Origin of the sequence: Variovorax ureilyticus (assembly GCF_037889935.1) — a bacterium.
Lineage (GTDB): Bacteria > Pseudomonadota > Gammaproteobacteria > Burkholderiales > Burkholderiaceae_C > Variovorax > Variovorax ureilyticus.
The window spans coordinates 152,101-176,164 of sequence record NZ_JBBKZU010000014.1; the positions used below are offsets into that span (position 1 = coordinate 152,101).

Annotated in this window: 22 protein-coding genes; 15 read left to right on the top strand and 7 right to left on the bottom strand. The window is 61.9% G+C overall.

Annotated features, from left to right (window positions below):
- The first annotated feature begins 87 nt into the window (after positions 1-87).
- Entirely contained in the window at positions 88-1,047 is a 960-nt protein-coding gene (locus WKW77_RS26980) for a Bug family tripartite tricarboxylate transporter substrate binding protein (RefSeq protein WP_340359972.1), read from the top strand.
- 73 nt (positions 1,048-1,120) lie between these two features.
- Here the strand turns inward: WKW77_RS26980 and WKW77_RS26985 are convergent, their stop codons facing one another.
- Positions 1,121-2,053: a LysR family transcriptional regulator gene (locus WKW77_RS26985; RefSeq protein WP_340359973.1), complete on the bottom strand. Its 933-nt coding sequence runs from the start codon at positions 2,051-2,053 to the stop codon at positions 1,121-1,123.
- A 137-nt stretch (positions 2,054-2,190) separates the two neighbouring features.
- Between WKW77_RS26985 and WKW77_RS26990 the strand changes: the two genes are divergently transcribed.
- Positions 2,191-3,174, top strand: coding sequence for an IS5 family transposase (locus WKW77_RS26990; protein WP_340359974.1), 984 nt, complete (start codon positions 2,191-2,193; stop codon positions 3,172-3,174).
- A gap of 344 nt (positions 3,175-3,518) precedes the next feature.
- On the opposite strand, the gene WKW77_RS26995 is transcribed toward WKW77_RS26990, so the two are convergent.
- Positions 3,519-4,424: a LysR family transcriptional regulator gene (locus WKW77_RS26995; protein ID WP_340359975.1), complete on the bottom strand. Its 906-nt coding sequence runs from the start codon at positions 4,422-4,424 to the stop codon at positions 3,519-3,521.
- Between the two features lie 84 nt (positions 4,425-4,508).
- On the opposite strand from WKW77_RS26995, the gene mdlC reads away from it, so the two are divergent.
- Genes mdlC through WKW77_RS27015 form a run of 4 tightly spaced genes read left to right on the top strand, consistent with a single transcriptional unit; the run spans position 4,509 to position 10,366 of the window.
- Positions 4,509-6,134, top strand: coding sequence for a benzoylformate decarboxylase (gene mdlC / locus WKW77_RS27000; RefSeq protein ID WP_340359976.1), 1,626 nt, complete (start codon positions 4,509-4,511; stop codon positions 6,132-6,134).
- Positions 6,135-6,179: 45 nt separating this feature from the next.
- A complete protein-coding gene (locus tag WKW77_RS27005; RefSeq protein ID WP_340359977.1) occupies positions 6,180-7,631 on the top strand; it encodes an aldehyde dehydrogenase in 1,452 nt (483 codons plus the stop codon).
- A 23-nt stretch (positions 7,632-7,654) separates the two neighbouring features.
- Positions 7,655-8,620, top strand: coding sequence for a Bug family tripartite tricarboxylate transporter substrate binding protein (locus WKW77_RS27010; protein ID WP_340359978.1), 966 nt, complete (start codon positions 7,655-7,657; stop codon positions 8,618-8,620).
- Positions 8,621-8,674: 54 nt separating this feature from the next.
- Positions 8,675-10,366, top strand: a complete 1,692-nt coding sequence (locus WKW77_RS27015) for an FAD-dependent oxidoreductase (protein ID WP_340359979.1) — start codon at positions 8,675-8,677, stop codon at positions 10,364-10,366.
- Between the two features lie 128 nt (positions 10,367-10,494).
- Here WKW77_RS27015 and WKW77_RS27020 read toward each other — a convergent pair whose 3' ends face one another.
- Both WKW77_RS27020 and WKW77_RS27025 read right to left on the bottom strand, forming a co-directional pair.
- Positions 10,495-11,253, bottom strand: a complete 759-nt coding sequence (locus WKW77_RS27020) for an amino acid ABC transporter ATP-binding protein (protein ID WP_340359980.1) — start codon at positions 11,251-11,253, stop codon at positions 10,495-10,497.
- Positions 11,246-11,896, bottom strand: a complete 651-nt coding sequence (locus WKW77_RS27025; protein ID WP_340359981.1) for a helix-turn-helix domain-containing protein — start codon at positions 11,894-11,896, stop codon at positions 11,246-11,248. The genes WKW77_RS27020 and WKW77_RS27025 overlap by 8 nt, the downstream gene beginning before the upstream one ends.
- Positions 11,897-12,011: 115 nt before the next feature.
- Between WKW77_RS27025 and WKW77_RS27030 the strand changes: the two genes are divergently transcribed.
- Genes WKW77_RS27030 through lhpI form a run of 5 tightly spaced genes read left to right on the top strand, consistent with a single transcriptional unit; the run spans position 12,012 to position 16,995 of the window.
- A complete protein-coding gene (locus WKW77_RS27030) occupies positions 12,012-13,079 on the top strand; it encodes an amino acid ABC transporter substrate-binding protein (protein WP_340359982.1) in 1,068 nt (355 codons plus the stop codon).
- 14 nt (positions 13,080-13,093) lie between these two features.
- The gene (locus WKW77_RS27035; protein ID WP_340359983.1) at positions 13,094-14,197 is read left to right on the top strand and encodes an ABC transporter permease subunit; all 1,104 of its coding nucleotides are present in this window, start codon (positions 13,094-13,096) and stop codon (positions 14,195-14,197) included.
- The gene (locus WKW77_RS27040) at positions 14,163-15,233 is read left to right on the top strand and encodes an amino acid ABC transporter permease (protein WP_340359984.1); all 1,071 of its coding nucleotides are present in this window, start codon (positions 14,163-14,165) and stop codon (positions 15,231-15,233) included. Before WKW77_RS27035 ends, WKW77_RS27040 begins: the two co-directional genes overlap by 35 nt.
- A 2-nt stretch (positions 15,234-15,235) precedes the next feature.
- A complete protein-coding gene (locus tag WKW77_RS27045; RefSeq protein ID WP_340359985.1) occupies positions 15,236-16,051 on the top strand; it encodes a PhzF family phenazine biosynthesis protein in 816 nt (271 codons plus the stop codon).
- Positions 16,048-16,995 carry a bifunctional Delta(1)-pyrroline-2-carboxylate/Delta(1)-piperideine-2-carboxylate reductase gene (gene lhpI, locus WKW77_RS27050; RefSeq protein WP_340359986.1) on the top strand — a complete coding sequence of 316 codons (948 nt, stop codon included), beginning with the start codon at positions 16,048-16,050 and terminating at the stop codon, positions 16,993-16,995. The genes WKW77_RS27045 and lhpI overlap by 4 nt, the downstream gene beginning before the upstream one ends.
- Before the next feature lie 101 nt (positions 16,996-17,096).
- Here lhpI and WKW77_RS27055 read toward each other — a convergent pair whose 3' ends face one another.
- The gene (locus WKW77_RS27055; protein WP_340359987.1) at positions 17,097-17,393 is read right to left on the bottom strand and encodes a hypothetical protein; all 297 of its coding nucleotides are present in this window, start codon (positions 17,391-17,393) and stop codon (positions 17,097-17,099) included.
- 169 nt (positions 17,394-17,562) lie between these two features.
- On the opposite strand from WKW77_RS27055, the gene WKW77_RS27060 reads away from it, so the two are divergent.
- Genes WKW77_RS27060 through WKW77_RS27075 form a run of 4 tightly spaced genes read left to right on the top strand, consistent with a single transcriptional unit; the run spans position 17,563 to position 22,553 of the window.
- The gene (locus tag WKW77_RS27060; protein WP_340359988.1) at positions 17,563-18,723 is read left to right on the top strand and encodes a mandelate racemase/muconate lactonizing enzyme family protein; all 1,161 of its coding nucleotides are present in this window, start codon (positions 17,563-17,565) and stop codon (positions 18,721-18,723) included.
- A 38-nt stretch (positions 18,724-18,761) separates the two neighbouring features.
- A complete protein-coding gene (locus WKW77_RS27065) occupies positions 18,762-19,901 on the top strand; it encodes a M24 family metallopeptidase (RefSeq protein WP_340359989.1) in 1,140 nt (379 codons plus the stop codon).
- Positions 19,840-21,366 carry an amidohydrolase family protein gene (locus tag WKW77_RS27070; RefSeq protein ID WP_340359990.1) on the top strand — a complete coding sequence of 509 codons (1,527 nt, stop codon included), beginning with the start codon at positions 19,840-19,842 and terminating at the stop codon, positions 21,364-21,366. Before WKW77_RS27065 ends, WKW77_RS27070 begins: the two co-directional genes overlap by 62 nt.
- A complete protein-coding gene (locus WKW77_RS27075; protein ID WP_340359991.1) occupies positions 21,366-22,553 on the top strand; it encodes an amidohydrolase family protein in 1,188 nt (395 codons plus the stop codon). The genes WKW77_RS27070 and WKW77_RS27075 overlap by 1 nt, the downstream gene beginning before the upstream one ends.
- Here WKW77_RS27075 and WKW77_RS27080 read toward each other — a convergent pair.
- Both WKW77_RS27080 and WKW77_RS27085 read right to left on the bottom strand, forming a co-directional pair.
- A complete protein-coding gene (locus tag WKW77_RS27080; RefSeq protein ID WP_340359992.1) occupies positions 22,518-23,567 on the bottom strand; it encodes a CobW family GTP-binding protein in 1,050 nt (349 codons plus the stop codon). The genes WKW77_RS27075 and WKW77_RS27080 overlap by 36 nt on opposite strands.
- A 2-nt stretch (positions 23,568-23,569) precedes the next feature.
- Complete coding sequence (locus tag WKW77_RS27085) at positions 23,570-24,040, bottom strand: RidA family protein (RefSeq protein ID WP_340359993.1); 471 nt, start codon at positions 24,038-24,040, stop codon at positions 23,570-23,572.
- Between the last annotated feature and the right edge of the window lie 24 nt (positions 24,041-24,064).

Here is a 24,064-nt window from a genome sequence, read left to right on the forward strand (position 1 = left end):
TCCTCATATCGAGCGCTGCGACTGATTTCTGCATTCAGAGACGCTGTAAATCAGCGCTCCCATAAAAATTCAAACGGAGACTCATCGATGCGTCGAGAATTGTTGCTTTCCCTTGGCTTGCTTCTGGTGGGTCTGTCAGGCGCAGTCTCAGCCTGGCCCACCAAGCCTATCAAGATCATTGTGCCGGCGGCCGCCGGTACGCCACCGGATAACGTGGCCCGCTTCCTCGGACAAAGCCTGGAGCGAAAACTGGGCAAGCCGGTGGTCATCGATAACCGGCCAGGCGCCAGCACAAATATCGGCATGCAAGCGTGTGCGGCTGCTGACGCAGACGGTCATACGTTCTGCTTCACGCTCAGTGATAGCGTGACGCTCAATCCGCATCTTTTCAGGAAATTGCCTTACGACACGGAGAAGAGCTTTTCGCCGGTTGCCATTCTTGCTTGGGCAAACACCGCCGTCGTGGTGTCCAGCAGCGTGCCTGCCAGGACAGTTGCGGAAGTCGTGGCCCTGTCCAAGGCGAACCCGGCTTCCCTGAACTGGGCGTCGTTCGGTATCGGAAGCAACTCGCACCTCTATCTTGAATGGATTCGCTCGAAAACCGGATGGGAAGTCACCCACGTCCCGTATCGCGGCAATCCTCTGCAGCCGGTTCTGGCAGGGGAGTCGCAAATAACGCTCATGCCAATCGGCACTCTGCAGCAATACATCGAGTCTGGGAAACTGGTGGCCCTGGCGGTGACCGGGACGCAGCGCAGTCCGTTCTTGCCGAACGTTCCGACCTTCGTCGAACTGGGATTGGGAGACTTCTTCGTCCGCACATGGCTGGGTCTGTTTGCGCCAGCCGGAACGCCGCAGTCCGTCGTTGACACAATGGCAACGGAGACGATAGCCATCGTCAACGACCCCGCTTTCAAGACCCGGGTGATGGACCCGTTGACTTTCAGCCCTGGCATAGAAGGGCCTCGCGAGATGCAGGTCCAGGTTGCCCGCGACCGCGAGAAAGGTGCTGCTCTGGTCAAGATCGCAAACGTGACGATGGACTGAGCCACGCTCGCCAGCGCTTCGGCATGCGCCCGTCTTGAGCAATCTTCGCTGCGGCGATGCTGCGAGAGCGCCTTTAGTGAGCTACTGCCGAATGCCTGCGGTGCTTGAGCTGCGGTTGGCTGAGAACACGGGTGATTGTGCTGCGCAGCCACTGGTGCGTGAGGTCGTTCTCCAGCCGCCTGCTCCAATGAAGTGACACCGCAAACGAGGCGCGCGGCAGTTCGACCGGGAGCACCTCATACTGCTCCCGGCCAGCGAATTCCATAGCGAGTGGGCGCGGCATGACCGCAGCCAGGTCGGTGTCGGCAATGATGCCCGGCAGTGCAAGAAAGCTCTCCGTCGTCAGGCGGATGCTTGCTTCAAGCCCGAGTTCACGCAGTATCCAGCGGGTCGGGTCATGCCACCTCACTGCGGCGAACTCAAGCGACTGCAGATTTTGCAGCGCCAGCCATCGCCCGCTGTCGGCGTAGAGAGGATGCTGGGCGCGCACGACGATGACGTAGCGGTCATGGACGACCTCCACACGCTCTGTCCCTTCAACATTCGGTAGATAGCCAAGCGCAAAATGGATTGCGCCGGAGTCGAGGGCGGCCCCTACTTCCGACTGATGAACCGGGAACGTTTCGACACAGATTCCGGGTGCTTCCGTATGAAGGGCGCTGGTCAGCGCGGGCAGCAAACGCCCTTCGCCGATGTCGCTCATTTGCATGCGAAGAATCATCTTCAACAGTTTTGGATCGAAGCTGTCTCGTGCCACGACGGCCTGGATGGCGGAAACCGCTGGCTGGATCACGCTTGCCATCCGCTCAGCTCGCAGGGTTGGATGCATTGTGCCGCCGGCGCGCACGAACAGTGTATCGCCCACGGAGTTCCTCAGCCTTGCCAGCCCCTGGCTTGCGGCTGGCTGCGAGAGACCCAGCGCATCTGCCGCCTGACTGACGCTTCTGAGCCGATAGATGGCTTCGAAAAGGCTGAGAAGGTTGAGGTCGAATTTCTGCTGATCCATTGCTAAGTCTCCACCGATGAATTGCGCATACTGGTTCACTGCCGCAAATTTGAACCGCGCACAAATGTCGCCCGGTTCAGTACTAACACCTAGGGATGGTCTGCAAAACAGGCCCGGCCCTTGCATGATCTGAAGCCATGATTTCCAAACGCGTGACGCCCCCGGGTCAACTCGGTCTGGGTTTGAATCTGTCGACGAAGAAGACGCGCAAGCGCGAGTTCCTCGACGAGATGGATCGGGTGGTGCCCTGGAGTGCGTTGGTCCAGATCGTCGAGCCGCACAGCCCGCGGGCCAAGACCGGCCGCCCGCCCTTTGCAATCGAGACGATGCTTCGCATCCATTACCTGCAGCAATGGTTCGGACTGAGCGATCCCGCCATGGAAGAGGCGCTGCACGATGTGCCCTTGTACCGAGAGTTCGCCGGCCTGGGCGACGGCGTGAGCCGTCTGCCCGATGAGACCACGATCCTTCGGTTTCGCCATCTGCTTGAAGCGCACGAGCTGGCTGCCGACATGCTGCGCGTGGTCAATGACATCCTGCAGGCCAAGGGCTTGATGCTGCGCACCGGCACCGTGGTGGACGCCACTTTGATCTCGGCGCCGAGTTCGACCAAGAACGCCGAAGGTGAACTCGACCCGGAGATGCATCAGGTCAAGAAGGGCAACCAGTGGTACTTCGGCATGAAGGCCCACATTGGCGTGGATGCCACATCGGGGCTGGCGCACACAGTGGTGGGTACGGCGGCGAACATCAGTGACATCAACGTCGCTGGGTCGCTGCTGCACCGTGAAGAACACGCGGCCTTCGGCGACTCGGGCTATCAGGGGGTGCACAAGCGTGCCGAGGCCGCGGGACCGACCTGGCATGTGGCAATGCGTCCGGGCAAACGTAGGGTGCTCAACCCGTTCATCGAGCCCGAGTTCGTGGCCGAGCGCGTGGAGAAGATGAAGGCCAGCATCCGAGCCAAGGTCGAACACCCGTTCCGAGTGATCAAACGGCAGTTCGGCTTCAACACGGTTCGCTATCGAGGCTTGGCAAAGAACACGGCGCAGATCGTCACGCTGTTTGCGCTGTCGAACCTGTGGATGGCGCGGCGGCGGTTGATTGAGGCCGAGGCATGAGTGCGTCTGCGAAGCCCGATGCGGGCTTGCAAGGCCGCCAACACGGCGGCGCTGCCCAGCAAAACGATGCCGAGCTTGCTCGAATGAGCAAAGCGGATGCATCGTCATCGTCGGGTTCATTCAATCGCGTCCGCAGATCACGTTCTGCAGACCATCCCTAGGAGTTGCAGGGCAGATGCTCCTCACGCGGCTTTCGGAGCGGGAGCCGGACACTCGATGCGTCGACTTGGGCTTCGAAGTCGTCACGCGCAAAAGCGCGTAGACCATTGCGGCCTTTGTTCGGGTTCACGCCGGAGGCGTCGGAGAGGTGTTTTGCAGCGTAATTGAATCGCGTCTCGAGGTGCCTAGCGTTGCTGGCCCACAAAGAGGCGCACGAAAAGATCGCGCATCCACTTGTGAGCTGGATCTGACTCGAAGCGGCGGCTCCAATGGAGGGACACCGTGAATCTGCTGCGAGGAAGATCCGTCGGAAGCAGCGCGTAGCTCTTCGCATCGACGAAGCGACGTGCGATCGCCTCCGGCATGACAACTGCCAGGTCTGTGCGAGCGATGATGGCTGGCAAGGCGAGGAAGTGGGCAGAGGACAGTACGAGTCGACCATCCAGATCGAGTTGCTGCAGGATGCGCAACGTTTCCGAATGAGTCCGAACAGCAACATATTCCAGGCGTCGCAAGTCCTGCAAGGTCGCTTTTCTTTTGGATGCGGAGGTCATTGGATGGCCCGCACGCACCACCACTGCATAGCGATCGCTCAGTAGCTCGATCTTCTCCGTGCCGGTGATCGAGGGCAGGAAGCCGAGCGCAAAGTGGATGGAGCCTGTCTCGAGCGCATCGACGATCTCACCGTGGGGCAGGGGGGCGGTGTGCACGCGAATGCCTGGTGCATCGCAGTGCAAAGCCGCCATGAATTCGGGCAGCAGCCGAGCCTCCCCGATGTCGTTCATGTGCATCCGCAAAGTCATTCGTGACCGCGAAGGGTCGAATCTGTCTTCGGTTTTCAATACGTCCTGAATCGCGGTCATTGCCGGCTGCACGACGGCCGCCAACCGCTCTGCCCGCAGCGTGGGCCGCATTCGCCCATTGGCGCGAACGAACAGAGCGTCGCCAAGTGCCAACCTCAATCGCGTAAGGCCCTGACTGGTGGCCGGCTGTGACAGTCCGAGCGCCTCCGCCGCAAGGCTCACGCTACCCAATCGATAAACCGCTTCGAACAAGCGAAGCAGGTTCATGTCCAAATGATCAGTATGCATTGATTGAATTCTGCGTTAGTCAGTTCATTGTATTGATGAATAAACAAGGTGCTCGCAAACTTCGCCCTCGTCAAAGGAGCACTCATGGATCAACGCAGTCAGTCCGAAGTCGTCGGGGGTTCTACCGAAGGAACCCTTTCTGTCCGCGACGCCGTCTACAAGCTGCTTCGCGAGTTCGGCATGACCACCGTCTTCGGCAACCCGGGTTCGACAGAGTTGCCGCTGTTCATGAACTTTCCGGAAGATTTCCGGTATGTGCTCGGCCTGCAAGAGTGCGTGGTCGTCGGCATGGCCGACGGATACGCCCAGACAACGCACAACGCCGCTTTCGTGAATCTGCATTCGGCGGCGGGTGTCGGTCACGCGATGGGCAACATCTTTACGGCGTACCGCAATCAGACGCCGCTGGTCATTACCGCCGGCCAGCAAGCACGTTCGATTCTTCCTTTCGATCCGTTTCTCGGCTCCACCCAAGCCGCCGAACTGCCGAGACCGTACGTCAAGTGGAGCGTCGAACCGGCGCGTGCCGAAGACGTGCCGCTGGCGATCGCTCGCGCCTACTACATCGCGATGATGCCGCCGCGGGGCCCGGTTCTGGTCTCGATCCCGTCAGATGACTGGGAAGCACAGACGTCGCCGGTCGATGCACGCATCGTCAGCCGAAACCTGCGCGCGGACCCCGACCTGATTGCGCAGGTCGCGCGAACGCTCGATGGTGCAAAGGCACCGGCTTTCGTCGTTGGTGCGGCGGTCGACCGCGATCGCGCCTGGTCTGAAGTCGTGCGCTTGGCAGAGTTGCATAACGCCCGGGTCTATGTTGCGCCGATGTCCGGCCGTTGCAGTTTTCCGGAGGACCACCGGTTATGGAACGGCTTCCTTCCACCCATGCGTGAGCGCATTGTCGACAGGCTGGCCGCGCATGACGTCGTCTTTGCCATCGGCGCGCCGGCGTTCACCTACCACGTGGAAGGGCGCGGGCCTCATCTGCCATCAGGAACCGAATTGGTTCAGCTGACCGACGACGTTCAGGTTGCAGCGCGCGCTCCCCTCGGAACCTCCGTGATCAGCAGCATACGGCTCGGTTTGCAGGATCTTCTGGAAGTGAGCGCACCTCCCGCGCGCGAGGCACCGCCGAGCTACCAGAGGCCGCCGCGCGTGCCGGAGCCCCATCCCGATTCACGCCTGCCTGTGTCCTGGGTTCTGCAGACATTGAATGATCTGCGCACGCGCGACAGCATCGTGGTCGAAGAGGCGCCAAGCGCGCGACCGGTCATGCATGGCCATTTGCCCATCTTTGAATCGGAAACGTTCTACACGATGTGCAGCGGCGGACTCGGCTACGGACTACCAGCCGCCGTTGGCGTGGCAATGGGAAAGCCCGGTACGAAAGTCATCGCACTGATCGGAGACGGCTCGGCGATGTACGCGATCCAGGCCATCTGGAGCGCAGCCCAATTGGGGCTTCCGGTCGCCGTCGTCATTCTGAAGAACCGGCGATATGGCGCACTCCACGAATTTGCGCAGATCTTCGGCTATCGCCCAGACGAGCCGGTCCCGGGCACTGATCTGCCCGACCTGGATTTCGTCAAGCTCGCTGCTGCCCAGGGTGTGCAAGGGTTGCATGCAGAGACGGCGGAGCAGTTTCGACAAGCGCTTTCGCAGGCACTCGAAGCCGATCGACCGATGCTTGTCGAAGTCGAGATCGCTTAGGCCAGGAACCCCTCTTTTCTTCGTCATTACTCAAGGAGACAGCCCATGGGCACCATATCGATGCTTATCAACGGGGAGGCATGCCAAGCTGCCAATGGCGGCACCTTCGAGCGCCGCAATCCGCTGGACGGCGCAGTGGCGACCATCGCCCCGGCGGCCACCACGGCGGATGCGGTGGCTGCGGTCGAAGCCGCGGCTGCAGCTTTTCCGGCCTGGTCTCGTACAGGACCCAGTGATCGCAGGGCTCTGCTGCTGAAGGCCGCGCAGGCGATCGAAGCCAAGGCGGAGGCATTGATCGCTGCCATGGCGAGCGAGACGGGTGCGGCAGCCCCATGGGCCGGCTTCAATGTTCATCTCGCGGCCGGCATGTTGCAGGAAGCGGCTGCCATCACCACGCAGATCGGTGGCGAAGTCATTCCCTCCGATGTTCCCGGCAGTTTGGCCCTGGCAGTTCGTCGACCTGCGGGTGTCGTTCTGGGAATCGCACCCTGGAACGCCCCGGTCATTCTGGGTGTGCGGGCCATTGCCACGCCGCTGGCCTGTGGCAACACGGTGGTGTTCAAGGGCTCGGAGATGAGCCCTGCGACGCACGGCCTGATCGTCGAGGCGTTCAAGGATGCCGGCTTCCCGCCTGGGGTCGTCAACTTCGTGACCAATGCGCCCGCGGATGCGGCAGCCGTGGTGGAGGCGATCGTCGCTCATCCGGCCCTTCGCCGGGTCAACTTCACCGGCTCGACGCGCGTCGGCAAACGGATCGCGCAGACCTGTGCCAAGTATCTGAAGCCCGCCGTATTGGAGCTGGGTGGCAAGGCCCCTCTGATCGTTCTCGACGACGCCGATCTCGATGCCGCGGTGAACGGTGCTGCCTTCGGCGCCTTCGCCAACAGCGGCCAAATCTGCATGAGCACGGAGCGCATCGTCGTCGACCGGCGCATCGCGGATGCCTTCGTCGACCGTCTTGCCGCAAAGGCCACGAAGCTCCCGCTCGGCGACCCGCGCAACGGTCCTGTCGTACTGGGCTCGGTGGTCGATCCCAGCACCGTGGAGCGTTGCAACGCACTGATCGACGATGCACTGGCCAAGGGTGCGCGATTGGTGTGCGGTGGCAAGGCCGAGAACACGCTCATGCCCGCGACGCTGCTCGACAACGTCACCCCGCAAATGCGCATCTATCACGAGGAGAGCTTCGGCCCCGTCAAGCCGATCGTTCGGGTGGATGGCGTGGACGAGGCTGTGGCCATTGCCAACGACAACCCCTATGGGCTGTCTGCCGCCGTGTTCGGGCGAGACATCGCACGGGCGTGGGCGGTGGCCAACCGTATCGATTCCGGCATCTGCCACGTGAACGGCCCGACGGTTCACGATGAGGCGCAGATGCCGTTCGGCGGTGTGAAGGATTCAGGCTACGGCCGATTCGGTGGGCGGGCGGGCATCGACGCGTTCACGGAACTGCGCTGGATCACGGTGCAGACCTCTGAACGCCACTATCCGTTTTGATCGGGATGAAGAGGACTCCCACGATGAAGATCATTTCCAAGCTTGCAGCCTTCCTGGTCTGCTCGGCGCTGGGCGTTGTGGCACACGCAGACGAGTGGCCAAGGCAGCCCGTCAAGGTCATCGTCAACTTTGCGCCCGGTGGTGCGGCAGACCAGCTGGCACGTGTGATCGCTGCTCCGCTGCAACAAGCGCTGGGTCAACCTTTTGTGGTCGACAACAAGCCCGGAGCAGGCGGCAACCTGGGAGGCGAGTTCGTTGCCAAGGCGCAGGCAGACGGCTACACCTTGCTCATGAGCTCTGGTGGCATGGTGTCGATCAACCCGCACATCTATCCCAGGATGACCTTCGACCCCGCCAAGGATCTCATTCCTGTGGCATCCGTTGCCCGCGTTCCCTTTTACCTGGTCGTCCGTGCCGACAATCCAGCGAAAGACTTCAAGAGCCTGATCTCGGATCTGAAGGCCAACCCGGGGAAGCGTTCCTTCGGATCGCCCGGCAACGGTAGCTCGCCACACCTCGCTGCCGAAATGCTCACGAAGGAAACCGGGACGACCGCCATTCATGTCCCGTACCGGGGCGCAGCGCCTGCCCTGAATGATCTGCTGGCTGGCCAGATCGACTTTCTGTTTGACCCGGGGATTGCCATCCAGCACGTCAAGGCTGGCAAGCTGCGCATGCTGGCGGTGGCCAGTCTCAAGCGAGCGCCGCAGATGCCGGATGTCCCGACGCTCGATGAACTGGGCTTGAAAGGGTTCGACGCTGACGCGGTGTTCGGTCTCTACGCCCCCGCGAGCATGCCGCAGGCCATCGTCAAACGGATCAACGCCCAAGTCAATCGCGCGCTGGGTACCGCAGACGTGAAATCTCGCATCGAACTCATCGGCAATGTTCCGGAACCGCTGACGCCGGCGCAGTTCGGTGACAAGGGCGCGCAGGACGCCAAGCGCTTCGGTGCCTTGATTCGCGAACGCGGCATTCACGGCGATTGAAAAAGCGCATCAAGATGAGCCGCAGTCGGCCCCTGTTTCAAAGAAAGAAAGTCAATGAATCAAGCGCTTGAGGCTGCAACGGCCGGGCAAGCAGCCATCGATACGGAGGTCCTGATCGCAGGAGGGGGCCCTTGCGGCCTGATGCTTGCGATCGAACTGGGGCGTCGCGGGATCCGGTGCCTGTTGGTCGATGCCAAGCCAGGCACCGCCTTCAATCCTCAGGCAAATGCCACACAGGCCCGCACGATGGAGCATTTCCGTCGGCTCGGCTTTGCAGAAGAGATCCGGGCGCTCGGGCTGCCTTCCGATCACCCCACCGACATTGTCTACTTGACGCGCTTTGCCCATCAGGAACTCGCGCGCATCGAATTGCCCACTGCTGCGCAAGCCATGGTCAACGTCAAGCGAATGACGGGTTCGTGGAGTGCTGCGGAACTACCCCATCGCGTTTCGCAGAAGTTTGTCGAGGAAGCAATGCGTCGCCAGGCGCAGGCCTGGTCATCCACCGACATCCGGTACGGATGGAAGCTCAAGGACTTCAGTGACGAGGGCAGCTTTGTCAGCGCCTCGGTTCGTCCGACCGACGGTGGGCCTGCGCAAGAGGTCAGGGCGAAGTTCCTGGTCGGCGCGGACGGGGCGCGCAGCCTGGTGCGGTTGAAGCTCGACATCGAGTGGGGCGGAGAGACCGGCATTCAGCGTGAGTTCATGGGCGGCAAGATGTTCGCGATCTACTTGCGAGCCCCTGAGTTCGTCTCCACCTTGCGCCATCCCAAAGCTTGGATGTACGTGGCCGTCAACCACAGGCGGCGCGCCTTCATGGCTTCCGTCGACGGGGTGTCCGAATACGCCTTTCACGCCGCCTTGCGGCCAGGCGAGGATCCCGAAGGCTGGTCCGAAGCCGATGCGCGTCGGGTCTTTGCGGAAGCTGTTGGCGCCGAGGTTCCAATCGAGATCCTGTCCATGGGAACCTGGCTTGCCGGCCACGCATTGGTGGCCGACGCGTTTCAGCGTGGGCGCGTCTTCCTCGCTGGCGACGCCGTACACCTGTTCACGCCGACAGGGGGCCTGGGCTACAACACCGCGGTGGAAGACGCCGTCAACCTGGGATGGAAGCTTGCCAGCGTGATCCGCGGACGGGCGCCTCGATCATTGCTGGACAGCTATGAGGCTGAACGCAAGCCTCTGGCGCATCGCAATACTGCGTACGCGAGACGATTTGCAGATTCCGTCGGCCTCTTCTCGGCGAAGCCGGCGCTTGAAGAAGATTCGCCGCGGGGTGAGGCCGAGCGGGAACTGGCTCGACGCCATTTCAACGAACACGCCCGCCTCGAATTCAACATTCCCGGCGTCACGTTCGGAGGTCGGTACGACGGCTCGCCGATCATCGTTCGCGACAACGCCGCGCTGCCTCCCGACGAACCCAACAGCTACACGCCCACCGCCAGCCCGGGAGGCCGCCCCCCGCATGCGTGGCTTGAAGATGGGCGCTCGCTCTTCGATCTGTTCGGTCCCGAATGGACGCTCCTGGTGCTGGGGCCGAACCCGCCTTCGATCGAAGCCTTCGAAGCTGCCGCGAAAGAGTTCGCGATGGACCTTTGCGTCGTGCGACTACCGCAGCCGGCCTTGAGCGAACTCTACGAAGCACCGCTTGCGCTCATTCGCCCTGACCAGATCGTGGCCTGGCGCGGAGGTACGGACGAGGGGGCGCAGTCCATTTTCGAGCGCGTGACGGGCGGACAGATATAGGTCCGAGGTTCGGGCGTCGCCGCGATTCGCAAGAATTTCGTGGGTCTGTAAGGACAACACGCCAGATCCCAGAGCAGGATGTACGAGCGCAGTATGCACCTGCCTGCCCTTGGGCCGCACCGCCTTTTTCAGTGATGAAGAATCTGCCCGAGGAATTGGCGTGCGCGCTCCGTCTGCGGATGCTCGAAAAATTCGGACGGCGTAGCCGATTCCTGAATCCTTCCGTCGGCCATGAAGATCACTCTATCTGCCACGGCACGGGCGAAGCCCATCTCGTGCGTGACGCAGATCATGGTCATTCCTGTATCTGCGAGCCCGATCATCACATCCAGCACTTCTGAAACCATTTCAGGATCAAGCGCAGACGTAGGTTCGTCGAACAACATTACCTTGGGCTGCATGCACAGGGCCCGAGCAATCGCGACGCGCTGCTGTTGGCCGCCTGAAAGCTGACCCGGGAACTTGCGAGCGTGGTCCCCGATCCTGACGCGCCGCAACAGCTCCATCGCTCGCTCCTCGGCAACTGACGCGCTTTCCTTATTTGACCAGACGGGAGCCAGCATGCAGTTCTCCAGAACGGTCAGATGGGGAAATAGATTGAACTGCTGGAACACCATGCCGACCTCGTGACGCACGGCCTCCACGCACTTATGGGTGCTGAGATCTCGTCCCTGAACCACGAGCGAGCCCGATTGATACGGCTCGAGGCCATTGAAGCAGCGCACGAGCGTTGACTTGCCGGATCCTGAGGGGCCGCAAACCACGACACGTTCCCCTTGAGGTATCGTGAGACTCACGTCATGCAGGACTTGGGTGGTCCCATACCATTTGTTCAGGTTTCGCGCGACGATGCTCGAGCTTGGAGCTCGCTGGCTGAAGTCACTCATGAGAATCCTTCTGTTGATTTTGCAGGGCGTCTCGATCGGAGCAAACCCAGATCACCTTCGCGTCGTTGCGGCCGCTTGAGACAAGCGCGTGACCTGCACGACTGTCGAAGTAGACGCTGTCGCCTTCTTCGAGGATGAGAGGTTCGTAGTGCTCGCTAAAGATGGTCACGCTGCCCGAGATGACGTATACGAACTCTTCGCCCGCATGCGAGGGCAATGTCGGAAAGGCTTTCGTGCTGCGGGCCTTGATCGTGGCGACTAGCGGCAAGAATTGCTTTCGCGACAGGTCGGGTGCGAGCGCTTCATAGTCGTAGTTCGCCGAATGATGATGAACGCCCTGTCCGCGCCTCGTGACGCCTCGCCTGCCAGTTGGGACGCTGTCGATCCGCGGCTGGAACAACTCTGCCACGTCGACACCGAGACCTACGGCGAGCCTTTGAATGGTCTCGTACCCCGGCGATAGCTGCCCCGATTCGATCTTTGAAATGGTCGATGCGGCGAGATCACCCTTGTCGGAGAGCTCGACCAGCGTCAGGCCTGCGCGGCGACGCAGCGTCCGCACGATGGCTCCTAGCGCATTCGATTCGTCCCCCTCGGCCGGCACAGCCTTCCTTGAGCGTTCCGTCTTTATGGCTTTGGCCATTCACACCTCTTTGGAGAAAATAATTTTCCAAAACGAAAATTCCTGTCATATCATACAACCACTATCGCGTGGTGACTGTGCAATTGCGCGGGGCGCGATGCCCAATGGAGTGACCGTGGAAACAATCGATATCAAGCTCCCCCTGTCGCGCTGGGCCGTCGGCGCAGTGCTCGCAATCGCGATGGTCGCCCCTGCTTCCGCTGAATCCAAAAGCACCCTGGACGTGATCAAGGAACGTGGAAACCTGCGATGCAGCGCTCACAACGGAAGCTTCCCCGGCTTCTTCGAGGTTGACGACAAGGGTGCATGGAAGGGCTTTGACATCCAGTTCTGCAAGGCGGTTGCTGCTGCGGTGCTCGGTTCGCCGGACAAGGTGACCTATGTGCCTTTGAGTTGGGCGCAGCGTTTCCCTTCACTCATTTCCGGAGACGTAGACATCATCTTCAAGGCCACGGGGTGGACGCTTTCCCGTGATACCAAGCAGAAGATTGACTTCAGCATTCCCTATTTCGTTGGTGGCTTTCAATTCATGGTGCCCGCGAGCTCGAAGATCAAGAGCGGCAAGGAACTGGACGGCGCAACCGTGTGCACGGCATCAGGGACGAGTATCGAACCCGTGCTGGCTGACTACGCAGCCACGGAGAAAGTGAAGTTCCAGGTCGTGACTTACGAAAAGTCCGAGGAGCTTCAGGGTGCCTATTTCGCTGGGCGGTGCGACGCGCTCGCTGGATGGGGCCCGAGCCTGGCGGTCACCAGGACGCAAAAGGTGAAGGATCCGGCGAGCCAAGTCATCCTGCCAATCACTATTTCGCTCGAGCCGGTCGCTGCGGCAGTGAGGCAGGACGACAAAAAATTCCGCACCGTCGTCAACTGGGTGATCGCGGCGATGATTCGCGCCGAGGAACTCGGGATTACCAGCGCCAACGTCGACAGCATTCGCGCACAAGTGACCGCGAATCCTGCGTCCAACCCCGCCTTGGCGAAGTTCCTCGGCGTCCAGAAGGGCGTTGGTGCCGAACTCGGCCTTCCGGACACCTGGGTCTATGACGTGATCAAGAAGGTTGGCAATTACGGTCAGGTCTACGACCGTGAGCTGGGCTCCGGGTCTCCGTACAAGCTCGATCGTGCATCCAACCGCCTGTGGAAGAACGGCGGCTTGATCTACGGACCAGTCTTCGACTGAAAAGGGTTTAACTGATGCGCACGCAGGCGTCGGCCTCCAAAGGCAAGATCCGACCTTCGGTCGGATCGCTGTTAACGATTCTCGTGCTCGCCGCGATGGGCGCGGCCTTGGCGACTGGCAGCCTTCGCTTTCTGTGGGACGCCACGTCCTGGCAAATGGGCTTTGCCGTGCTTCCGCAAGACCCTAGCGATCCTTACTGGCGGACCATCGGCATTTCGATTCTGAACACGCTCGTGGTCGCGGCGGTCTCCATTGCCCTGGCAACTGTCATTGGCAGCTTGGTCGCTTTCATGGCGGTCAGCGGCAATAGCTTGTGGAGCAAATTGGCAGCCGCCTACGTGCAGTTCTTTCGGAACATGCCGCTCATCTTGCAGGCCCTGTTCTGGTTCGCGGTCATTTCGCATCTTCCCGCGCCACGACGGGCGGTCCAGTTCCTCGGCATCGCTGCGAGCAACCGCGGCGTCAGCGTTCCATTCCTGACGGCGGCCGGTCAAGCGGCCGTTGCGGCAGCGATCATCGCAGTGGTAGCGGTGCTTGCATTGATGCGTCGGTATCGACCATTTCAACGAGGCCGCGCATTGTTCGCTTTGGTCGTTGGGTTGGTGGTGGGTTGGGTGTTGCCCGCGTTCTTCTTCCCGGGCGAGGCGTTCGGCTCAGTCCCTGAACTGAAGGGTTTCAATTTTGTCGGTGGGGTCCACATGCCGACAGAGCTGATCTCAATCTTGATCGCCATGACTCTCTTCGGCTCCGCGTATATCGCGGAGATTATTCGTGGAGGCTTTGCGACGGTTCCCAAGGGGGTGATCGAAGCCGCACGGGCACTCGCCCTGCCGTCCTGGGTTGTCGAACTCAAGGTCCGAGTGCCCCTCGCACTCCGCGCGGCAATCCTGCCGATGGGAAGCCAATACACGACGCTGATCAAGGCGACTTCCATCGGGCTTGCGGTTGGCTTCACCGACCTGTTTGCGGTAACCCTCATGTCCATCAATCAGTCGGGTCACACCGTTTCGCTGCTGTGCGTCATGACAGCTTGCTTCGTTCTTCTCAATCAGGCGGTGGTCTCGATCGCCAATGCGCTGAATCATGCTTTTGAAATTCCCGGCTATAGCGCGAACTGAGGCATCGACGTCCACTCGTGCCGACCACTTCAACGGCGTCTCGCTCGTTGCCACGGCCGCAGCGGCAATCGTCATCGCATATCTGGCTTGGCTTGCGCTACGGTGGGCAATTCTTGATGCGACCTGGACCGCAGCATCCGCGAACGAGTGCACCTCCGGTGGCGCGTGTTGGGCCGTGCTTCGTGCGCGCTATCGCATCATCCTGTTCGGTCTTTACCCCTACGAAGAGCATTGGCGGCCGGCGGTAGCCTGCATCCTGGTGGTCGCGGCCGTTCTCTTCCTTCAATGGTCGAAGCTCTGGCGCCTTGCAACGCTATTGTGGGCGGCTGCGGCGGTGGGCATCGCGTTTGTGCTCCTGATGCGTGGGGGCCTTTTCGGTCTCCCTTATGTCTCGACGGATCGCTGGGGAGGGTTCGCACTGACGCTGTTCCTCTATCTCGTCGGCGTGCTGCTCGGGATGCCGACAGGAATCGCATTGGCCCTGATGCGGCGGAGCCCGAAAGGCCTTCTCGCTGGCACCGCCGCGTTCATCGTCGACGCGGTCAGGACGCTGCCAATGGTCATGATCCTTTTTACGGTGGGTGTTCTGGCGCCGATCGTGTTTCCAGGCTCGTTGTCGGGAGACAAACTCTGGCGAGTTGCGATCGCCTTTGCATTCGTTTATGGCTGCTATCAGTCCGAGATCGTTCGCGCGGGCCTCCAGGCCATTCCACGGCAACAGGAAGAGGCGGCCAAGGCGCTGGCCCTGAACCAGTACATGCGCCTGCGCTTGGTGCTTCTACCTCAGGCTCTGACGAATGGCCTGCCCGCGACGGTCAACTTGCTCGTCGCCACGTTCAAGGAAACATCCATCGTCGCAATCATTGGATTCTTCGACTTCACGGCATCAGCACAAACGGCGTACGGCAATGCGGAGTGGGCAAATGCCTATCTCGAGGTGTACATCTTCGTTGGCTTTGTCTACTTCTCATGCGCAACCGGGCTCGGCTCGCTTGGCAGGCGTCTTGAGCGCCGTCTGCGACAGGGGGGAGCTTGATCATGGCGCTGGAATACATGCATGTCTCCGCCTTCACGCGAATCCCCGGAGGCGGCAACTCTGCGGGCGTCATTTGCCTTCCCGAATGGCCGACTGACGAAGTACTGTCCGGCCTGGCCCGCTCAATCGATCTGCCGGTGACGGCCGTTATCGTGGAGACCGAGCGAGGCGTCGAACTGCGATGGCTTTCGCGCGCCGGATCATTCGTCAAGTCGATGTGTGGTCACGGAACCTTGGCTGCCTCGTTGGCAATGTCCCTGTCGAAGCCGGATCTGAGAAAGTTCATCTTTCTCACGCCTGGTGGACCTGTTGAGGTGGAACGTACGGAAGACGACTTGTTCCGTCTCTCGTTGCCGCGCTGGGACTCCACTCGATGCGCACATCGCTGGCCGGAGCTGGAGGAGGCGCTTGGATGGGTTCCGACGGAACTCCTCGATGCTGGTCGTGACGTCCTCGCCGTCTTTGCGTCGGAGGTCGACGTCCGCGCCCTCCATCCAGACATGGTGAAGCTTCGTCAGCTTGGCCATCGCGGCTTTATTGCGACGGCACCCGGGAACTCGTTCGACTGCGTGTCGAGATTCTTCTGTCCAACCTTTGGCCTGGGCGTGGATGAAGACCTGGCGACAGGTTCAGCTCACTGCGCCATTGCCCCGTTCTGGGCTCAACGCTTGGGCAAGTCCACGTTACACGCGCTTCAAGCCTCCGAGGCCGAGGCCGAGCTTGTTTGCGAAGTGGGCGACACCTCGGTGACCGTCTCAGCGCCCGCCGTTCTGCAATCGTACGAGCGCGTGTCGCTGCAAGAGAACGCAAAGCGATGATCACCCTCGATGAGCGGCAGACCAACGAAGCTTTGCCTTTCGATCGCTTGATTGAAACCCTTCGGGAGATGTTCGCGGCCGGTTGCTCCGTACCGCAGCGGCATTCTCATGTGGTAAATACCGCAGAGGGAAGCGGTACCGTACTCATCATGCCGGCCTGGAACGAGAAGTACCTGGGAATCAAGACTGTCAATATCTATCCTCAGAACAGCCAAAGGGGTCTCCCAGGTCTGTTCTCCGTCTTCACATTGTTCGATTCAAGCACGGGCCTCCCGCTGGCGCAGCTCGACGGAAACGTGATTACCTCCAGACGGACAGCTGCAGCATCGGCACTCGCCGCGAGCTATCTCGCGAAGAAGAACTCCAGGCGCCTTCTCGTTGTTGGCGCGGGGCGGGTAGGTCGGCTGTTGCCGGATGCCTATCGCGCAGTTTTCCCCCTTGAGCAGATTGACGTTTGGAACCGAGACCCTGCAGCGGCAGATCTTCTCGCTGCCACGTTGAGGGAGTCGGACATGGCATCGATGTCCGTGGGACGATGGTCTCTCGAGGCGGCTGCGCGTCGAGCCGACATCGTGAGTACCGCCACTCTTTCTTGCGAGCCAATCGTCAAGGGCGAGTGGCTGGCTCCAGGGGCGCACCTCGACCTCATTGGAAGCTTCACGCCTGAGATGCGTGAGACAGACGATACTGCGTTCCGAGACGCGAAGCTTTTCGTGGACACCGAAGAGGCTCTTCAGAAGAGCGGCGAACTCTTGGGGCCAATGTCTCGGGGAGTTTTCTGCGCGAATGATGTCGTTGCGACGCTGGCTGGGTTGTGCGCGGGTGCTCATCTTGGTAGAGCAAGCCACGGTGAGCGCACCGTCTTCAAGTCGGTCGGTAGCGCGTTGGAGGACCTGGCAGCTGCTATCCAGGCCTACGAGCACTGGCGCGAGATGACCACTTGAATCTTCGACCGCGCGGTGCGTCCGCATAGAGCAGTCTTGCGCCCGCAAAGCGCCGGTTTCAACTGACGCTCGACCCGAGGACTCAAGTACTCCCCCTGGCCTCAGCAGGCCTCTTCCTCGACGTGCCGCTCGAACCTCTCGAGCAATTGGTGCATCGATTGCCGCGCCACGGCGAATTCCTCGCACGCCGCGCGCGCTGCCATATCCGCTTCGTAGGCTTCGCGCGTGTCGAACGTGCATTCCCATCGAACGTCCGGCCCTGCACCTTCGAGCTTCGTGAAGATGCGGCCCGCCGGTAAGCCCAGTCGGGTTCTGATCGCGCTGGCATGCCGGCGTTGCGCCAGGACAGCCGAGGACTGGCCCGGCAGGGCGTAGTAGTTGGTGGTCTCAACGATCATGTTCATTGCTCCGAGGTGCTTCGTTGCTGCTTTCAGGAATAGGGGAATTCCGAGGAACCCCCTTCTTGACAAGCATCTTAATTGATCACAAACTGTGATCACACTATTCTTCGCATGTCGACGGGCGGTCCGTTCGAGATGCGGGGGACTGACAGCGAGGAGCAAACGCATGCCAACGATTCGAACGATAGAGACGATGCTCGTCCAGTTGCCGACGCGGCGCGAGCACAAGTGGACTGGCCTGACCGAGTCCATCGGGCGCTACCTGCTGGTCAGGATGACGGACAGCGAGGGTCGCGTAGGGTGGGGCGAGGCACCCGCGCTGAAGGATTGGGGCGGCGAGTTCGGCCGCTACTTTGGCGAGTCGACGGCCATCGCCAAACTCGTGATCGAGAAATACCTTGCGCCGTCGCTGATCGGCGTCGAACTCGGGAATTTCGCCGAGATGCACGCCCGCATGGACGCAGTGGTGCGCGGCTATCCGTACGCCAAGGCTGCAGTCGAGTTTGCCGCCTATGACGTGACGGGCCGCTGGCTCAATCTGCCGGTCCACATGCTGCTGGGCGGCAAGGCGCGATCGAGCATCCCGGTGACGCATTCGATCGGCCTGATCCCCATCGCAGAAGCCGAGAAGGAAGTCGCCCAGGTCGCCGCTGAAGGCATCAAGACCATCAAGATCAAGATTGGCGTCGACGCGAAGCGCGACATCGACATGGTCCGCACGGTCCGCGCTGCGGTGGGCGAGGACGTCGAGCTCTGCGTGGATGCCAACGAGGGCTATCGCACGCCCGGCGAAGCGATCGCCACCGTGCGCGCGATGGAGCGGTATCGGCTCAAATACGTCGAGCAGCCGGTCATGGGTATCGAGCGCATCGCGGAAGTCGCGCGCGCCATCGATCCACCCGTCATGGCGGACGAGTCGGCGTGGAACGCACACGACGCCATCCAGATCAGCGAGCGCCGCGCCGCGCAGATCGTGTCCATCTACACCACGAAGCCCGGTGGACTCTACAAGGCGATGGAAGTCGCTGCGGTCTGCAGGGCCGCGGGAATCATCTGCAACGTCAATGGCTCGGTCGAAACGGGCGTGGGCAACCTGGCGAACATCCATCTTGCCGCTGCGGCGCCGGCCGCCACGCTCTCGTGTGTCGTGCCGGTGTCCACGCCAGCCGAATGGCAGAAGGGCCAGGTGGGTGGCATCTACTACCTCGATGACTTGATCGTCGCACCGATGAAGCTTGTCGACGGTGCTATCGAGGTGCCGATCGCCCCGGGCATGGGCATCGACGTTGATCTCGGCAAGGTCGACAAGTATCAGGTGCGCGACTGATCGCCACCATCCCTCCCCCATCTCAAGGAAAGCCCCAGATGCGCAAAGCAATCATCGAACGCCAAATCAAGGCCATGGCCGACAACGGACTCGACGCCATGGTGTCGTGCTCGCCCGAAAACTACGCCTATGCGACGGGTTTTGTCGTGCCGTCGCAGCCGCTCATCCGGCACCGGCACGCCATGGCCATCGTCAGCGCCGACGGAAAGACAGAACTGTTCTCGGTCGACATGGAAGCCAGCACCGTGAAGCGTCGTGCACCGGACGTGCCCACGCGGATCTGGGCCGAGTTCACGGACGACGCCATGCTTGTCTTGGCAGACCAGTTGAAGAAGCTCGGACTCGGGCAGGCGCGCATCGGCATCGAGATGGATTACCTGCCCGCCGGCGATCTCGCACGCTTGCTGAAGGCGCTTCCGGAGGCACGTTTCGAACGCTGCGAGCACATCCTGGCCCGCCTGCGCCAAATCAAGACGCCGGAAGAAATCGCCCTGTTGCGCCGGCTCTCGCGTATTGCCGACCAGGCCATCACGGACGCCCTGGCGGCCGTCAAGGCAGGCGATTCGGAGATGGACATCGCGGGACACCTGACCCGCAACGTGTATGCGCTCGGCGCCGAACATTTCAAGCTCATGATCATTGCAACCGGCGAGCGAAGCGTGCTGCCGAACGTCGGGCCGAGCGAGCGTCGGCTCCAGCCGCGCGATGTGTGCCGCGTCGAGATCTTCTCCGTGATCGACGGCTATCAGGCCGGCGTGTGCCGCACGGCGGTCGTGCAGGAGGCGCCGCCGCATGCGGAGCGCATCTGGCAGCACCTCGTGGACTGCAAGTACCGCATCATGGAGCTGGTCAAGCCCGGCGCGAGCTGTCGCGCGATCTACGATGCCTTCATTGCCAAGCTCGCCGAACTGGATCTTCCGCCCATCTCGTTCGTGGGGCACGGCATCGGCCTCCATCTGCACGAAGATCCCTACCTTGGGAAGACACCGGTCCTCGGCCAGCCCGGCAGCGACGCGTTGATCGAAGAAGGCATGGTTCTGGGCTTCGAGCCGCTGTGCTACGAAACTGGCTACGGATTCGGCATGCAGAACAAGGACATGCTGCTCGTCACCGCCAATGGCTGCGAGCTTCTATCCGACTATGCCGACACCGACAAACTGCTGGTCGTCAAAGGCTGAACAATCAACCCCGGAAAGATCACCCATGCGCACGCTGATCGAACATCTTGAATTCGCGTTCCTCGTCGACTCCAGGGACACCGTCCTTCGCGACGCGAGCATCGTCATCGAGAACGACCGTATCCTGGATATCGGCCCCGCCGAAGAGGTCAGGGCGAGACATGAGGGCGGCAAGTTCGACCGCGTGATGGACGGGCGAATGCTGGGCATCTGTCCGGGCTTCGTGGACAGCCACGTCCATCTGTCCGAGACCCTCTCGCGCGCCGTCTTTCCGGACAACCTCAATACGCGGGCCTGGGTCTTCCACTGGGCCAAGCCCTTCTACGCGCAAATCACCGAGGAGGATGAGTACTGGGGCGCTTTGCTCGGCATCACGGAGATGCTTCGCAACGGGACCACCTGTTTCATCGATATGGGTTCCCAGTACGACCCGGGCATCACTGTCCGCGCGATGGAGAAGACGGGCATCCGCGGCGTGACGGGACGCCATGCTGCCGACAACCCGCCGGCCGAGCTGCCGCGCGGCTGGACCGAGGAGATGGCGAAGCACCATTTCTTTCCCAGCGCGGAGGCTGCGCTCGCCGAACTCGAAGCATGCGTCCGAAAGTACGACGGCGCCCTCGGCGGCCGCGTGCGGTGCTGGGTGAACATCGAAGGCAAGGAGCCTTGCACCCTGGAGCTGCACGTCGGCGCCCAGAAGCTCGCGGAACGCCTCGGAGTCGGGACCACCTACCACCTTGCCACTTCAATCGAAGAGGCGAAGGTGTGCGAAGGCAAGTATGGGATGTGGCCTATCACCCGCATCGACCGAGCTGGCGGCATCGGTTCCAACCTGGTGATTGCGCACGGCGCCGCGGTCAGCGACGAGGAGGTATCGCTGTTGGCAAGACGCGGCGCGAAGGTCGCGTTCTGTCCCTGTTCGTCGTTCAAGCTCGGCAAGGGCGCGACGGCGATCGGCAAGTACCCTGAAATGGTCGCAGCAGGCGTGACCGTCGGCCTCGGTACCGATGGCGTATCGGCGGCGGGCAACATGAACCTGATGAGGCAGATGCTGCTCGTTGCCGGCATGTTCAAGGATGCGCGCATGAAGCCGGACGTCTTCACCGCGCGGCAGGCGCTTCGGGCGGCCACCATCGACGGTGCAAAGGCCGCCATGTGGGATCACGAGATCGGATCGTTGGAAGTTGGCAAGAAGGCCGACTTCATTCTTTTCGACCTCGACCACATCGAATGGACGCCGTTCCACGATCCGCTGCAGGCCCTGGTGTTTTCGGCCTCCACCGCTTCCATCGCGCAGACCTGGGTCGATGGGCAAGTGCTGTTCAGCGAGGGCAAAGTCCACGGCGTCGATGAAGCCCAGATTCGGCGCAAGGCCAGAGAACTTGCTGCAGCAGCCGTGAAGCGTGCGGGCCTGCACGAGGAGGGTGTCGAGACCACAACGACCCTCTACGACAGCGGCAACTGATGGGCGTGATCCGCGGTGTCGCACTTGGCGGTCGGCAAGGCGCCTTCGACATCACGATCGAAGGCGACCGGGTGAGCGCCATTGCAGCGTCGGCCGATGCGTCGACGCCGCGATGGTTGGCCATGCCTTCGCTGGTCAATTTTCACGCACACGCCAATCGCGCCTTCGCGGCACCCGCGCAGCGGCCTACATCGCTGACCGATGCCGTGGCAGCAGCCGGACGCGAGCGCGCCAGTGCGACGGTCGAGATCATTCGCCAGCGGGCCGCACGTCTGTTTCGAAGTTCGATCGAACACGGCGTGTCCTTGATCCGCACCCACACCGACGTTGACCTCGTCACGGGGATGCGCGCGATCGATGGTGTTCTGGCGGCGGCTTCCGACCTAAGGGCCGCTCTCGATATTGAAGTTGTCGCCTTCGCGAACGCATGTGCCGATCCCGCGCGGGTCGAAATGCAGGCGCTGTTGACCGAGGCTGTGGCGCAGGGCGCATCGTTGATCGGCGCCGTGCCGGCTCTTTGCCGCGAGCCGGCGGTCTCCCTGGATGCCTTGCTCGATCTCGCGGTCGCCCTCGATGTGGCGGTGGATATTCACCTCGACGAGCACCTGGATGTCGATAGCGCATTGATCGAACAGCTCGTTGAAGGCAGCGTCGCGCGCAGGCTCGAAGGAAGGGTTTCGGTCAGCCATGCCTGCGTGCTTTCCGCGATGGATCGCGATCATGCGAGGCGCCTGCTCGATCGCATGGCCGCAGCCGCGATCACCCTGGTCGTCCTTCCCGAGCTGAATCTCTATCTTCAGGGGCGCGGGGGGGCGCCGCGGGAGCGCGGGATCGCGCCGGTGATCGATGCGATCGCGGCAGGGGTCCCGGTGCGCTTCGGTACCGACAACGTCAGGGATTGGTTCTTTCCATTCGGTGACGGCGATATGCTCGAAACAGGCTATGTGGGCGCGATCGCCTCGCACGTGGATGGCGCTGATGACCTGCAGGCGCTGATGTGCGGCGGGCGCCGGTGCATCGCGGTAGGTGAAGTGGCCAATCTGGTGCTTGTTCCGGCCTCATCCTTCGACGATGCGATCGCGAGGCGCCCCGCCGGCCGCGTTTCCTACCATCGCGGACAGCGCGTGGGCGTGGACGCGATACCGACGTCCTCAGGCGAGACTGAACTCGTAGACGGAGCGCAATGAGTTCTCGATCGCGCGGGCCGTCAGGTCGCGGGCGATGAAGACAATCCAGCCTGGCGAACTCGTTCCCTTCGGCCACGTCGGAAGCCGGTCGATCGGATAGAGCACGTGCTGAACGCCCTGCACGACCACGGGCCGCTCGTCATCGGTCACGCCAAGCAGGCCCTTGACGCGCAGGATCGAGTCGCCCCTGTTGGCGAGCAACAGCTCGAGCCAGTCGACGAAGACGCTCCACTCGACCGGGCGCTCCAACTGCACCGTGAAGGTCCGTATCGCCTCGTCGTGATGGCTGAGCAAGGGACCCAATGGCCGGTTGTCGCCTGGACCCTTGCTCGCCGGCGGAAGGATCGACCCGGCGCGACGCCACTGGTCTTCCTGGTCGTGCTGACCTTGCCCGTCATCGAGGATCGCGCCGGCTGTGAGGCGGCCTTTGCTGGCGGTGGCGAAAGCCGCTCCCGGATTGAACGTGCGGAGCTTTTCCAGCAGCGCCGCGCAGTCGGACTCGTCAACCAGGTCCGGCTTGGTCAGGATCACCCGGTCCGCAGTGGCCAGTTGCTGCCGGGCTTCGCGATGACGCACCAGCGTCTGGTCGCCATTGACGGCATCCACGGTGGTGATCACCTGCCCGAGCCGGAACCAGGGGGTCAGGCGTTGCTCGCTGAGGATGGCCTGCATGATCGGCGCGGGGTCGGCCATGCCGGTGGTTTCAACCACCACGCGCGCAAAGGCCGGGATGTCGCCGGTGCGCATCATTGCATTGAGTTCCGCCAGCGTCGACACCAGGTCGTCCCGCACCGAGCAGCAAAGACAGCCCGAACTCAGTAGCACCACGTCTTCGGCGACTGCGCGAACGAGGAGGTGATCCAGTCCCACTTCGCCGAATTCGTTGATGACAACGGCCGTATCCGAGAGATCCGGATCCGCCAGCATGTGGCGCAACAGCGTCGTCTTGCCGCTGCCGAGAAAGCCGGTCAGCACATGGACCGGCACGCGAGTGTCACGACCGGGGCCGTTCATGTTCAGGCGATCTCGAAAATGGCATCCACTTCGACTGCCACGTTGCGCGGCAGCGAATTGCAGCCGACGGCGGCGCGCGCGTGGCGGCCCGCATCGCCGAAGACCTCGACCATGAAGTCCGAGGCGCCGTTGATGACCTTGGGATGCTCCCCGAACTCCGGGGTCGCGTTGACGAAGCCACCCAGTCGGACGCAGCCCACGACGCGGTCCAGACTGCCGCCCAGGGCGGTGCGCAGTTGCGCCAGAATATTGATCGCGCACAGGCGCGCCGCCTTTTGCGCGTCTTCGACCGACACGTCCTTTCCGACTTTGCCGACGTACTGGTCTTTGCCGCCTGCACTCGGGACCTGGCCCGCGATATAGATCGTCGAGCCGCTCTTGCGAGCGGGGATGTAGTTGGCCGCAGGGGCCACTGCACTGGGCAGTTCAATGCCGAGTTCCTTGAGTCGGGCGTCGTGTCCTTGCTGAGTCATGCTTGTTCAAGTCCTTCGTGATGG